The sequence below is a fragment of the Burkholderia sp. AcTa6-5 genome, assembly GCF_017815075.1.
In the GTDB taxonomy this organism is placed as follows: Bacteria; Pseudomonadota; Gammaproteobacteria; order Burkholderiales; family Burkholderiaceae; genus Burkholderia; species Burkholderia sola.
This window is the reverse complement of the sequence record NZ_JAGIQE010000022.1, coordinates 47,599-60,445: the sequence shown is the minus strand read 5'-3', so window position 1 is coordinate 60,445 and position 12,847 is coordinate 47,599. Positions and strand designations below refer to the sequence as shown.

General features: G+C 68.0%; 11 protein-coding genes and 1 riboswitch. All 11 genes read left to right on the top strand.

What is annotated here, in order from left to right:
- The first annotated feature begins 13 nt into the window (after window positions 1-13).
- The 11 genes from J8I33_RS25695 (at window position 14) to metF (ending at window position 12,744) form a co-directional block, all read left to right on the top strand.
- Window positions 14-1,243, top strand: a complete 1,230-nt coding sequence (locus J8I33_RS25695) for a DUF3443 family protein (RefSeq protein WP_124595275.1) — start codon at window positions 14-16, stop codon at window positions 1,241-1,243.
- Window positions 1,244-1,409: 166 nt separating this feature from the next.
- Window positions 1,410-1,907, top strand: a complete 498-nt coding sequence (locus J8I33_RS25690) for a VOC family protein (RefSeq protein ID WP_050011820.1) — start codon at window positions 1,410-1,412, stop codon at window positions 1,905-1,907.
- Window positions 1,908-2,337: 430 nt separating this feature from the next.
- On the top strand, window positions 2,338-2,718 hold the full coding sequence (locus tag J8I33_RS25685; protein WP_209939385.1) for a DUF805 domain-containing protein: 381 nt from the start codon (window positions 2,338-2,340) through the stop codon (window positions 2,716-2,718).
- A gap of 383 nt (window positions 2,719-3,101) precedes the next feature.
- Window positions 3,102-4,301 carry a flagellar biosynthesis protein FlhB gene (gene flhB / locus J8I33_RS25680; protein ID WP_050011822.1) on the top strand — a complete coding sequence of 400 codons (1,200 nt, stop codon included), beginning with the start codon at window positions 3,102-3,104 and terminating at the stop codon, window positions 4,299-4,301.
- On the top strand, window positions 4,298-6,400 hold the full coding sequence (flhA, locus tag J8I33_RS25675) for a flagellar biosynthesis protein FlhA (RefSeq protein WP_050011823.1): 2,103 nt from the start codon (window positions 4,298-4,300) through the stop codon (window positions 6,398-6,400). Before flhB ends, flhA begins: the two co-directional genes overlap by 4 nt.
- Window positions 6,397-8,169 (top strand): flagellar biosynthesis protein FlhF, encoded by a 1,773-nt coding sequence (flhF, locus tag J8I33_RS25670; RefSeq protein WP_209939384.1) that lies wholly within the window; start codon window positions 6,397-6,399, stop codon window positions 8,167-8,169. Before flhA ends, flhF begins: the two co-directional genes overlap by 4 nt.
- Window positions 8,162-8,980, top strand: coding sequence for a MinD/ParA family protein (locus tag J8I33_RS25665; protein ID WP_124556831.1), 819 nt, complete (start codon window positions 8,162-8,164; stop codon window positions 8,978-8,980). The genes flhF and J8I33_RS25665 overlap by 8 nt, the downstream gene beginning before the upstream one ends.
- Before the next feature lie 22 nt (window positions 8,981-9,002).
- Window positions 9,003-9,737 carry an RNA polymerase sigma factor FliA gene (locus tag J8I33_RS25660; RefSeq protein WP_006484033.1) on the top strand — a complete coding sequence of 245 codons (735 nt, stop codon included), beginning with the start codon at window positions 9,003-9,005 and terminating at the stop codon, window positions 9,735-9,737.
- 112 nt (window positions 9,738-9,849) lie between these two features.
- Window positions 9,850-9,978, top strand: a riboswitch (S-adenosyl-L-homocysteine riboswitch).
- Window positions 9,979-10,010: 32 nt separating this feature from the next.
- Window positions 10,011-11,429: an adenosylhomocysteinase gene (ahcY, locus tag J8I33_RS25655; protein WP_050011826.1), complete on the top strand. Its 1,419-nt coding sequence runs from the start codon at window positions 10,011-10,013 to the stop codon at window positions 11,427-11,429.
- A gap of 96 nt (window positions 11,430-11,525) precedes the next feature.
- Complete coding sequence (locus tag J8I33_RS25650) at window positions 11,526-11,879, top strand: phage holin family protein (RefSeq protein WP_011882923.1); 354 nt, start codon at window positions 11,526-11,528, stop codon at window positions 11,877-11,879.
- A gap of 34 nt (window positions 11,880-11,913) precedes the next feature.
- Window positions 11,914-12,744, top strand: coding sequence for a methylenetetrahydrofolate reductase [NAD(P)H] (gene metF, locus J8I33_RS25645; RefSeq protein WP_050011827.1), 831 nt, complete (start codon window positions 11,914-11,916; stop codon window positions 12,742-12,744).
- Window positions 12,745-12,847: the final 103 nt, after the last annotated feature.

Sequence of the window (12,847 nt, the reverse complement as noted above, 5' to 3'; positions counted from 1 at the left end):
CGGGAGAGCGATCTTGAGCATGACTCGTACATTCAAGCGCTGGTTCGGCGTGCTGGGCCTCCTGGCCGCGACGGCCGTGCTCGTGACGGCCTGCGGCGGCGGCGATGACGGCGGCGGCAGTTCGGGCAACAACGGCAATACCGGCAACAGCGGCTCCGACGGCAACAGCGGCAACACGGCCGTCGTCACGGTCGCCGCCGGCGCCGCGAACGTGATCAACATCCCGACCATCAGCGTGAAGGTTTGCGTGCCGGGCACGTCGAACTGCCAGATCGTCAACAACGTGCTCGTCGATACCGCGTCCTACGGGCTGCGGCTCGTCGGCAGCGCGGTGGCCGGCGTGCACGACAGCCTGCCGCAGGTGAAGAGCGGCGGCGCGCCGGTCGCCGAATGCGGCAAGTTCGTGTCGAGCTACACGTGGGGCTCGGTGCGCACCGTCGACCTGTCGATCGGCACCGAGCAGGCCGCGTCGCTGCCCGTGCAGATCATCGGCGACCTCGGCACGACGAACGTGCCGAGCTCGTGCACGAACGGCGGCGCGTCGGCCAACTCGACGAGCGCGCTCGGCGCGAACGGGATCCTCGGCATCGGGCCGGCGCCGTACGACTGCGGCACGACCTGCGCGACGTCGACGTCGACGAGCAACAACTACTACGCGTGCCCGAACGGCGACAACGCGAGCTGCGCCGTCACGCTCGTGCCGCTCGCGCAGCAGGTGGCCAACCCGGTGCATCGGTTCGCGAACAACGACGGCGTGAGCGTGCAGATGCCGGCCATCTCGAACAACGGGCAGGCGAGCGCGACCGGCACGCTGACGTTCGGCCTGCCGAACCTGAGCGGCAAGACGGTGCTCACGTCGACCACGACCGGCGACGTCAGCGCGACGTTCCAGGGGCGCAACGTGACCGCGTTCTTCGATACGGGCTCGAACGCGTATTTCTTCAACGATTCGGCGCAGACGGTCTGTTCGAGGAATACGGAGTTCTACTGCCCGTCGGCGACGACGACCTATTCGGCCACGCTGAGCGGCCAGAACGGCGCGTCGGGCACCGTGTCGATGCCGGTCGCGAACGCGGATTCGCTGTTCTCGAACGCGTCGACGTTCGCGTTCAACGACATCGCGGGGCCGTTCGGCTCGTCCAACTGGCTCGACATCGGCATGCCGCACTTCTACGGCAAGACGATCTACTTCGGGATGGACAAGACCGCGAGCGGCGGCGCGCAGCCGTTCGTCGCATTCTGACGCGGCGTCGCCGGACGCAGGAACAAGGGGGGCGAGCGATCGCCCCCTTTTTTTTATTCCGGCGCGCCGTGCGTGCACTACGGACCGGATCGCTGCCACGCGCCGGCATAGCGCCTACGATGTAAGACCGGCACCGGTGCCGGCACGACATCGAAGGAGACAGCGCATGAACCCGCGTATCCAGCGCATCACGCCGTTCCTGTGGTTCGACCGCGACGCCGAGGCGGCGGCCGGTTTCTACGTATCGGTGTTCGACAACGCGCGCATCGTGCACGTCGCGCGCTACGGCAAGACCGGCGCGCATGCGTCCGGCAACGCCGAGGGCGCGGTGATGACCGTGGCGTTCGAGCTCGACGGGCAGGCGTTCGTCGCGCTGAACGGCGGCCCCGTGTTCCAGATGACGCCGGCCGTGTCGTTCGTCGTCAACTGTCGCGACCAGGACGAGATCGACCATTACTGGGCGCGCTTGTCCGAAGGTGGCGACGCGCGCGCGCAGCAATGCGGCTGGCTGCGCGACCGCTTCGGCGTGTCGTGGCAGGTCGTGCCCGTGCAGATGGCCGAACTGATGACGGGCGACCCGGCCCGCGCCGAGCGCGTGATGGCGCAGGTGATGACGATGAAGAAGCTCGATCTCGGCGCGTTGCAGCGGGCGGCGGCCGGCTAGGTCCCTTCGGTCGCTTCGGTCGATCACGCCGTTCGGGCCGGCGATGGTCGGCCGTCCCGTCCCGACGCCGCAGGCTGCGATTCGGGCGGAACCGGCGATGCCGAAAGGCGCCGCGACCGGCGCGCCTGCGTATCGCCGGCCGGTCGGTTAATCGAATGCCGGACACTCGAGTCGATTATCGATTCGTGCGATTTCATTCGGGTGTAATCAAAGCCGGATTATTCGCGGCTGCCATTTCTGTCAGATCTTCACGATTATTAAAATGACGCGGCATGCAAGCCGGCACGCCGAAATCCGCTCTTGCAGCCTTTCCTGCGCCATATGGGCGCGTATTGCACCATATGCGAAAAGAGATGGAATCCGCCGAACTTCGATCTTATAATTCCGGCGTTGTTTCCGGGGTGCCAATATAAAACAGGAGGGTAATAAAATGAATTTTTCCGAAGCCGTTCGTACCGTACTGAATAAATACGCAACATTCGAAGGCCGTGCGCGTCGTGCCGAATACTGGTATTTCGCGCTGCTGACCTCCGTGCTGTCGGTCGCCGGTCAGATCATCGGCGCGGCCGGCCGCGATGCGGGCCTGATCACGCTGCTGCTGCTCGGCGCGATCTTCCTGGTGTCGCTCGCGCTGATCATTCCGGGCATCGCGGTCAGCGTGCGCCGCCTGCACGATACGGGCCGCTCGGGCTGGTTCTTGCTGCTCGCGCTGATTCCGATCGTCGGCGGCATCCTGCTGCTCGTGTGGATGTGCTCGCGCGGCACCGAAGGCCCGAACCGTTTCGGCGCGGACCCGATCCCGGCCGTCTGACCGACGCCTGCCCCGACCGACGCGCGACGCCGTTGCGTCGGGGCCTGCTTGCCCCGCTTCTCGCGCTTCTCCCGCTTCTCTCCCGTCTTCTTTCCCGTCTTCTTTCCCGTCTTCTTTCCCGTCCGTCGTTTCACCGTTCCCCGCGCGTGAAGCCGCTGCCGTTCCGCTTGCGGCCGCCGCCTCGCCGATGCGCCGGCCGGTCCCGTTTTTCCGCCACGCCGCGCGTCGCTCCGCCCCCGTTCCGGCCGCGTTCGCGGCCGCTCGCCCGATTCCCCGAAATACCCCCCTTTCCCGGCTTTGCTCGACCGATCGGCGTTTGACGCGTCCATGAATAATCGGTGTCACTGGAAAGCGGCATTCCGCCGTACCCGACTGGAGGCCCCGTGGCAGACGAGAGCGATCTCGACAAGACCGAAGCCGCCACTCCCAGGCGCCGCGAGAAGGCGCGCGAGGAGGGGCAGGTCGCGCGTTCGCGCGAGCTGGCTTCGTTCGCACTGCTCGCGGCGGGGTTCTACGGCGCGTGGCTGCTCGCGGGCCCGTCGGGCGGGCATCTGCAGGCGATGCTGCGCGGCGCGTTCACGTTCGATCGCGCGACCGCGTTCGACACCCACCGGATGTTGTCGGCGGCCGGCAGCGCGAGCCGCGAAGGCTTCGCCGCGCTGCTGCCGCTGCTCGCGCTCACCGGCGTCGCCGCGCTGCTCGCGCCGATGGCGCTCGGCGGCTGGCTGATTTCGCAGAAGACGTTCGAGCTGAAGTTCGACCGCCTGAACCCGATCTCGGGCCTCGGCCGGATCTTCTCGATCCAGGGGCCGATCCAGCTCGGGATGTCGATCGCGAAGACGCTGGTCGTCGGCGGGATCGGCGGCATCGCGATCTGGCGCAGCAAGGACGAGCTGCTCAGCCTCGCGACGCAGCCGCTCGGCGCCGCGCTGCCCGATGCGCTGCATCTGGTCGCCGTGTGCTGCGGCACGACGGTCGCCGGGATGCTGGTGGTCGCCGGGCTCGACGTGCCTTACCAACTCTGGCAGTACAACAAGAAGTTGCGCATGACGAAGGAAGAAGTGAAGCGCGAGCATCGCGAGAACGAAGGCGATCCGCACGTGAAGGGGCGGATCCGCCAGCAGCAGCGCGCGATTGCGCGGCGCCGGATGATGGCGGCCGTGCCGAAGGCCGACGTGGTCGTCACGAACCCGACGCACTTCGCGGTCGCGCTGCAATACACGGACGGCGAGATGCGCGCGCCGAAGGTGGTCGCGAAGGGCGTGAACCTCGTCGCCGCGCGCATCCGCGAACTCGCGGCCGAACACAACGTGCCGCTGCTCGAAGCGCCGCCGCTCGCGCGTGCGCTGTATCACAACGTCGAACTCGAGCGCGAGATCCCCGGTTCGCTGTACTCGGCCGTGGCCGAAGTGCTCGCATGGGTTTACCAGCTCAAGCGCTTCCGCTCGGAAGGCGGCGCGTTCCCGGCGATGCCGGTCGATCTCGACGTGCCGGCCGAACTCGACAAGGGCACGTCGGTCGCCGCCGACGACGAACGTGAAGAAGCCGAGGACGCCCTCGGCCAGCAAGGGAACGCGGCATGAGCACCCCGACCACCGGCCTGTTCGGCAAGCGCGCGAACCCGTTCGCGGGCACCAACCTGCGCGCGCTCGCGGGCCCGATCCTCATCTGCATGATCCTGGGGATGATGATCCTGCCGCTGCCGCCGATGCTGCTGGATCTGCTGTTCACGTTCAACATCGCGCTGTCCGTGATGGTGCTGCTCGTCAGCATGTACACGATGAAGCCGCTCGACTTCGCGGCGTTCCCGAGCGTGCTGCTGTTCTCGACGCTGCTGCGCCTGTCGCTGAACGTCGCGTCGACCCGCGTCGTGCTGCTCGAAGGCCATACCGGGCCCGACGCGGCCGGCCAGGTGATCGAAGCATTCGGCCACTTCCTCGTCGGCGGCAACTTCGCGGTCGGCATCGTCGTGTTCGTGATCCTGATGATCATCAACTTCATGGTGATCACGAAGGGTGCGGGGCGGATCGCCGAAGTGTCCGCGCGCTTCACGCTCGATGCGATGCCCGGCAAGCAGATGGCGATCGACGCCGATCTGAACGCGGGCCTCATCAACGAGGAACAGGCGCGCAAGCGGCGCCTGGCCGTCTCGCAGGAAGCCGAGTTCTACGGGTCGATGGACGGCGCGTCGAAGTTCGTGCGCGGCGATGCGATCGCCGGCCTGATCATCATGGCGATCAACGTGATCGGCGGGCTGATCGTCGGGATGGTCCAGCACGACATGAGCTTCGCCGCGGCCGGCACCAACTACACGCTGCTGACGATCGGCGACGGCCTCGTCGCGCAGATCCCGTCGCTCGTGATCTCGACCGCGGCCGGCGTGATCGTGTCGCGCGTCGCCACCGACGAGGACATCGGCACGCAGATCACCGGCCAGCTGTTCACGAACCCGCGCGTGCTGAACATCACCGGCGCGATCATCGTGCTGATGGGGCTGATCCCGGGCATGCCGCACTTCGCGTTCCTCGCGCTCGGCGGCGGCGCGATCTGGCTGGCGCGCACGCAGACCAAGCGCGCGGCGGCCCGCAAGGCGGCCGGCGACGTGACCGACATCGCGCCGCCCGCCGTGCTGCCGGCCGACAGCCACGAAGCGACCTGGGACGACGTGCAGCTGATCGACCCGCTCGGCCTCGAAGTCGGCTACCGGCTGATCCCGCTCGTCGACAAGAACAGCGACGGCGAGCTGCTCAAGCGCATCAAGAGCATCCGCAAGAAATTCGCGCAGGAAATCGGCTTCCTGCCGCCGGTGATCCATATCCGCGACAACCTCGAACTGCGGCCGAACGCGTACCGGATCGCGCTGAAGGGCGTCGAGATCGGCTTCGGCGAAGTGTTCCCGGGCCAGTGGCTCGCGATCAACCCGGGCCAGGTGACGGCCGCGCTGCCGGGCGCCGTCACGCAGGACCCGGCGTTCGGGCTGCCGGCCGTGTGGATCGACGTCGCGCTGCGCGAGCAGGCGCAGGTGTACGGCTACACGGTGGTCGACGCAAGCACGGTCGTCGCGACGCACCTGAACCATCTCGTCGTCCAGCACGCGGCCGAGCTGCTCGGCCGCCAGGAAGTGCAGGCGCTCGTCGAGCGCACCGGCAAGGACGCGCCGTCGCTCGTCGAGGACCTGGTGCCGAAGACGATCTCGCTCACCACGCTGCAGAAGGTGCTGCAGAACCTGCTCGAGGAAGGCGTGCCGATTCGCGACATGCGCACGATCCTCGAGGCCGTGTCCGAGCATGCGGGCCGCGGCGACGCGTTCGAGATCACGGCCGCGGTGCGGCTCTCGCTCGGCCGCGCGATCACGCAGCAGTGGTATCCGGGCAACGGCGAAATGCAGGTGATGGGCCTCGACGCGAACCTGGAGCGCGTGCTGTCGCAGGCGCTCGCCACCGGCGCGAACCCGGGCCTCGAACCCGGCCTCGCGCACAACCTTCTGACCGGCACGCAGCAAGCGATGCTGCGTCAACAGAATCTCGGGCTGCCGCCCGTGCTGCTCGTGCAGCACGCGCTGCGCGCGATGCTCGCGCGTTTCCTGCGCCGCAGCCTGCCGCAACTGAAAGTGCTGTCGTACGCCGAAGTGCCGGACACACGCACGATCAAAGTCGTTAACGTCATCGGGGGTTCCGCTTGAACATTCGCAAATTCACCGGCGCAACGAGCCGCGACGCACTTCGTCTCGTGCGCGAGGCGCTCGGCGCCGACGCGGTCGTGCTGTCGAACCGCACGCTCGATGACGGCAGCGTCGAAATCGTTGCACTCGCCGATTCGGATCTCGCCGCGGTGGCGCCGCCGGCCGCGCGTGGGCGCCTCGCCACGTCGCGCGTGCCGGACTCCGTGCCGGCCGCCGCCGTGCCGGGCATCGTGTCGCGCCCGGGGATCGCCCCGCGCCCGGCCGCCAATCCGTATGCGGCCGGCGAAGGCGGGCTGCCGGACGTGTTCTCGTCCGTGTTCGGCGCGAGCGCCGACGCGCAAGACGCGGATGCGCACCCCGCGTCGATCGATGCAGACGCGCCCGCGGCGGCAGCGCTGTCGAGCGCTGCATCGGCCGCGGTCGGATCGCCGGCCGCCGGATCGCCGGCCGCCACTTCCGAACCCGCACCGTGGCTGGTCGAGCACGCGAAGCGCCTGACGCAGCAGCGCGACGCGCTGATCGCCCGTGCGCAGGCGCCCGCCGAGCCGCAGGCGAGCGCGCCCGCGCCGCAAGCCGCCGCCCGCGCGACGCCGCCCGACTGGGCGCGCGACATCGTGCGCGACGCCGAGCGCCGGATCCCGGCCGCCGGAGCGCCGGCCGCGGCGAAGCGCGCAGCCGACACGGGCGCCGCGTACGGCGCCAAGCAGACCGACCGCACGCGCCTGTCCGCCGACGCGGCCGCCGTGGTGGCCGATGCGGTGAAGTCGCGCATCGAGCGGATCGTCAACGACACGGTGATGCAGGAGCTGGGCGAGCTGCGCGGGATGATGGAAGAGCAGTTCGACAGCCTGATGTGGCACGACCGCCAGCGTCGCAGCGCCGTGCACGGCGCGCTGACGAAGCACCTGTTCGCGGCCGGCTTTTCCGCGCAGCTCGTGCGGATGCTGGTCGACAACCTGCCGTCCGGCGACGGCGCGCAGACCTTCGAGCAGGCCGCCGAATGGGCGCAGTCGGTGCTCGCATCGAACCTGCCGGTGCTCGACAGCGAGGACGCGCTGATGGAGCGCGGCGGCGTGTTCGCGCTGATGGGGCCGACCGGCGTCGGCAAGACGACCACCACCGCGAAGCTGGCCGCGCGCTGCGTGATGCGCTTCGGCGCGAGCAAGGTCGCGCTGCTGACCACCGACAGCTACCGGATCGGCGGCCACGAGCAACTGCGGATCTTCGGCAAGATCCTCGGCGTGCCGGTTCACGCGGTGAAGGATGCGGGCGACCTCGCGCTCGCGCTGTCCGAGCTGCGCAACAAGCACATCGTGCTGATCGACACGATCGGCATGAGCCAGCGCGACCGCGCGGTGTCCGACCAGATCGCGATGCTGCACGGCGCGAACGCGCCGGTGCAGCGCCTGCTGCTGCTGAACGCGACGAGCCATGGCGATACGCTGAACGAAGTCGTGCAGGCGTACCGCAGCGCGGGCGAGCACCCTGACCTGGCCGGCTGCATCCTCACGAAGCTCGACGAGGCGACCCACCTCGGCAGCGTGCTCGACACGGTAATCCGCTACAAGCTGCCGGTCCACTACGTGTCGACCGGCCAGAAGGTGCCGGAGAACCTGTACGTCGCGTCGACCAAATTCCTGCTGAAGAGCGCGTTCTGTGTGCCGCGCGACGGCTCGCCCTTCGTGCCGCAAGACGAGGACATGCCGACGCTGCTTTCCGCACTGACCGCACGTTCCACCGCCGAGCTGCACGAGGTGCGATTTGGATAAACGGATCATCGACCAGGCCGAAGGGCTGCGGCGCCTGCTGGCCGGGCGCGCGTCGCGCATCGTCGCGGTGACGGGCGGGCCGGCGGGCGTCGGCTGCACGTCCACCGTGGTGAACCTCGCGGCGGCGCTCGCGTCGCTCGGCAAGGACGTGCTGGTCGTCGACGAGCGCGCCGACGTGCATTCGGCCAGCGCGACGCTCGCCGGCGCGTGGCTGCGCGACGGCGAACGCACGCGGGTGGCGGCCGGCTTCGGCCTGTGCGGCGCCGCCCAGCTCGCGCGCGCCGGCTACAGCGACGCGCAGCTGAGCGACTTCATCGACGGCCCGGCCGACATCGTCCTCGTCGACGCGCAGCTCGGCACCGACGGATCGCTGTCGGCGCTCGCGCGCGAAGCGCACGACGTGCTGATCGTCACGCGGGTTGCCGTGCAGGCGATCACCGAGGCGTATGCGTGCATGAAGCGGCTGCATTTCGCGCACGCGTTCGCGCAGTTCCGCGTGCTGACCAATCAGGTCGCCAGCCACGCGGACGCGAAGACGGCCTTCGACAACCTCGCGGGCGTTGCGAGCCGCTACCTGACCGTGTCGATCGCCGACGCGGGCTGCGTGAGCGCCGATCCGCTCGTCGAGCACGCCCGCGAACTGATGCATGCGGTAGTCGACGCGTTCCCGTCGTCGGCTGCCGCGCGCGATTACCGGCAGATTGCCGCCGACCTGTTGTACTGGCCGATGCGCCCCGGTTCGGGCGCGGGCCGCGCGGTCCACGCCGGCGGCAAGCCGTCGTATGAGGCGGGCGCGGCACACGCCGCGTGAGCGCCACCCGAAGGAGGGAGCCATGATGTACAACGCTCAAGGAAAGATGTCCCAGGCCGACGTGCTCGCGCAATATGCGCCGCTCGTGCGCCGCCTCGGACTGCAACTCGTCGCGAAGATGCCGGCGAGCGTCGATCTCGACGATCTGATCCAGGCCGGCATGATCGGCCTGATGGACGCGGCCGGCCGCTACAAGGAAGACCAGGGCGCGCAGTTCGAGACCTACGCGACGCAGCGCATCCGCGGCGCGATGCTCGACGAGCTGCGCAGCAACGACTGGCTGCCGCGCAGCCTGCGCAAGACGTCGCGCGAGGTCGAGCATGCGGTGCACCAGGTCGAGCAGCACCTCGGCCGCTCGGCGAGCGAGACCGAGATCGCGCAGCACCTCAACATGCCGCTCGACGAATACCAGGGGATGCTGCAGGACCTGCACGGCAGCCAGCTCATCTACTACGAGGATTTCGATCGCGCGGCCGACGACGAGCCGTTCCTCGACCGCTATCGCGTCGATCATGCCGATCCGTTGTCGGCGCTGCTCGACGAGCACCTGCGCGAGGCGCTCGTCGAGGCGATCGAGCGGCTGCCGGAGCGCGAGAAGCTGCTGATGTCGCTGTACTACGAACGGGGTCTGAATCTGCGCGAAATCGGCGCGGTGCTCGAGGTGAGCGAATCGCGCGTATGCCAGCTCCACAGCCAGGCCGTCGCGCGCCTGCGCGCACGGCTGCGCGAACAGGCGTGGGTCGGCGCGGAGTCCTGACCCCGAAGTCCTGCCCTTTCGGCCACGGCCGCGCGTGCCCGCGCCGCGCGCGTCTCGTGCCGACGCGTCGTCGTTGCGCATTTCGCGCGCCGATTTGCTACAATCCCCTCCGTTTTCCGAGGAGCGTTGCGACGGACCATCAGCGTCCGCCAGGCTCGGAAGGCTTCACCAAGCAGCCGTGCGGCGATCGTTTCGAGCGACCGTCGCGCCGGCCCCGCTTCCTGAACGGCGCTCACGTCACCAATCTAGAAACTTTTTAGAAAGGAGGGCGTGATGAACGCCATTATCGATTCCAAGGCTTCCCACGATTACGTCGTCGCCGACATGGCGCTGGCCGGCTGGGGCCGCAAGGAACTGAACATCGCCGAGACCGAAATGCCGGGCCTCGTGCAGATCCGCGACGAATACAAGGCGCAGCAGCCGCTGAAGGGTGCGCGCATCGCCGGTTCCCTGCACATGACGATCCAGACGGGCGTGCTGATCGAGACGCTGAAGGCGCTCGGCGCGGACGTCCGCTGGGCGTCGTGCAACATCTTCTCGACGCAGGATCACGCGGCGGCCGCGATCGTCGAAGCCGGCACGCCGGTGTTCGCGTTCAAGGGCGAGTCGCTCGACGAATACTGGGAGTTCTCGCACCGCATCTTCGAATGGCCGAACGGCGAATTCGCGAACATGATCCTGGACGACGGCGGCGACGCCACGCTGCTGCTGATCCTCGGCGCGAAGGCCGAGAAGGACCGTTCGGTGATCGCGAAGCCGACCAACGAGGAAGAAGTCGCGCTGTACAAGTCGATCGCGGCGCACCTCGACGTCGACGCGAACTGGTACTCGAAGCGCCTCGCGCACATCAAGGGCGTGACCGAAGAAACCACGACCGGCGTGCACCGTCTCTACCAGATGGAAAAGGACGGCCGCCTGCCGTTCCCGGCGTTCAACGTGAACGATTCGGTCACGAAGTCGAAGTTCGACAACCTGTACGGCTGCCGTGAATCGCTCGTCGACGGCATCAAGCGCGCGACCGACGTGATGATCGCGGGCAAGGTCGCGGTCGTCGCGGGCTACGGCGACGTGGGCAAGGGCTGCGCGCAGTCGCTGCGCGGCCTGGGCGCGACCGTGTGGGTCACCGAAATCGATCCGATCTGCGCGCTGCAGGCGGCGATGGAAGGCTACCGCGTCGTGACGATGGAATACGCGGCGGACAAGGCCGACATCTTCGTGACGGCGACCGGCAACTACCACGTGATCAACCACGATCACATGAAGGCGATGCGTCACAACGCGATCGTCTGCAACATCGGTCACTTCGACTCGGAAATCGACGTCGCGTCGACGCGCCAGTACCAGTGGGAAAACATCAAGCCGCAGGTCGACCACATCATCTTCCCGGACGGCAAGCGCGTGATCCTGCTGGCCGAAGGCCGCCTCGTGAACCTCGGCTGCGCGACCGGCCACCCGTCGTTCGTGATGTCGAACTCGTTCGCGAACCAGACGCTCGCGCAGATCGAGCTGTTCGTGCGCGGCAACGAGTACGAGAACAAGGTGTACGTGCTGCCGAAGCATCTCGATGAAAAGGTCGCGCGCCTGCACCTCGCGCGCATCGGCGCGAACCTGTCGGTGCTGTCGGACGAGCAGGCTGCGTACATCGGCGTGCAGAAGGACGGCCCGTTCAAGCCGAACCACTACCGCTATTGATGCGCGGCGGCCGCCGCACCGTGCGCGCCCGTGGCGGGCGCACGGCGCGGCGGCGCTCACCGATCGTACCGATCGACAACCGAACCGGAGCCCTCCATGAGCGTCATTCTCACCTGGGTCATCAACGCGCTCGCGCTGCTGATCATCACGTACCTCGTGCCGTCGATCCACATCAAGAGCTTCGGCACCGCGCTGATCGTCGCGGTCGTGCTCGGGCTGATCAACACGGTGATCCGGCCGGTGCTGATCCTGCTGACGCTGCCGGTCACGATCGTCACGCTCGGGGTGTTCATCCTCGTCGTGAACGCGCTGTGCTTCTGGTTCGCGTCGTCGCTGCTGAAGGGCTTCGAGGTGTCGGGGTTCTGGTCCGCGTTCTTCGGTTCGATCCTGTACAGCATCGTGTCGTGGCTGCTGTCCGCCCTGATCTTCGGCCAGCGCGACATCGGCTGACGGCGAGCGGGCGCAGGCTCAACCCCATCGAATCATGAAACCGATCGAACTCTCGTTTGAATTCTTCCCGCCGAAGACGGCGGACGGCGTCGAGAAGCTGCGCGCCACGCGCGCGCAGCTGCTGCCGCTGAAGCCGAAATTCGTCTCCGTGACGTTCGGCGCCGGCGGCTCGACGCAGCAGGGCACGCTCGATACCGTGCTCGACATGCAGAAGGACGGCCTCGAGGCCGCGCCGCACCTGTCGTGCATCGGCTCGTCGCGCGACAGCCTGCGCGCGATCCTCGACCAGTACCGCTCGCACGGCATCCGGCACATCGTCGCGCTGCGCGGCGACCTGCCGTCGGGGATGGGCGAGGTCGGCGAGCTGCGCTATGCGTCCGAGCTCGTCAGCTTCATCCGCGCCGAGCATGGCGACTGGTTCCACATCGAGGTCGCCGGCTATCCGGAGTACCACCCGCAATCGCGTTCGCCGAAGGCCGATCTCGAGAATTTCGCGCGCAAGGTGAAAGCCGGCGCGAATTCCGCGATCACGCAGTACTTCTTCAACGCGGATGCGTATTTCCGCTTCGTCGACGACACGCGCAAGCTCGGCGTGGACGTGCCGATCGTGCCGGGCATCATGCCGATCACGAACTTCTCGCAGCTGATGCGCTTCTCCGAGATGTGCGGCGCCGAAGTGCCGCGCTGGGTCGCGCGCCGGCTCGAGAGCTTCGGCGACGATCGCGAGTCGATCCGCGCGTTCGGCGCGGACGTCGTCACGAGCCTGTGCCAGCGCCTGATCGACGCGGGCGTGCCGGGGCTGCACTTCTATACGCTGAACGCAGCGGTCGCGACGCGGACGATCTGCGAACGGCTCGCGGTGTAACGAGCGCCGTCACGCGGTTGCCTGCGTGAAAGCCCCGCCGGTTTGCGCCGGCGGGGCTTTTTTATCGTGACGCGCCGCGCATGCCGCGTGGCGCAAGCCGCCG

What these genes read in the sequence shown, in the direction of transcription:
- J8I33_RS25690 (WP_050011820.1), top strand. Translation starts at nt 1,410, where the DNA reads ATGAACCCGCGTATCCAGCGCATCACGCCGTTCCTGTGGTTCGACCGC.
- flhA (WP_050011823.1), top strand. Translation starts at nt 4,298, where the DNA reads ATGAGCACCCCGACCACCGGCCTGTTCGGCAAGCGCGCGAACCCGTTC.
- metF (WP_050011827.1), top strand. Translation starts at nt 11,914, where the DNA reads ATGAAACCGATCGAACTCTCGTTTGAATTCTTCCCGCCGAAGACGGCG.
- J8I33_RS25685 (WP_209939385.1), top strand. Translation starts at nt 2,338, where the DNA reads ATGAATTTTTCCGAAGCCGTTCGTACCGTACTGAATAAATACGCAACA.
- ahcY (WP_050011826.1), top strand. Translation starts at nt 10,011, where the DNA reads ATGAACGCCATTATCGATTCCAAGGCTTCCCACGATTACGTCGTCGCC.
- J8I33_RS25660 (WP_006484033.1), top strand. Translation starts at nt 9,003, where the DNA reads ATGATGTACAACGCTCAAGGAAAGATGTCCCAGGCCGACGTGCTCGCG.
- J8I33_RS25650 (WP_011882923.1), top strand. Translation starts at nt 11,526, where the DNA reads ATGAGCGTCATTCTCACCTGGGTCATCAACGCGCTCGCGCTGCTGATC.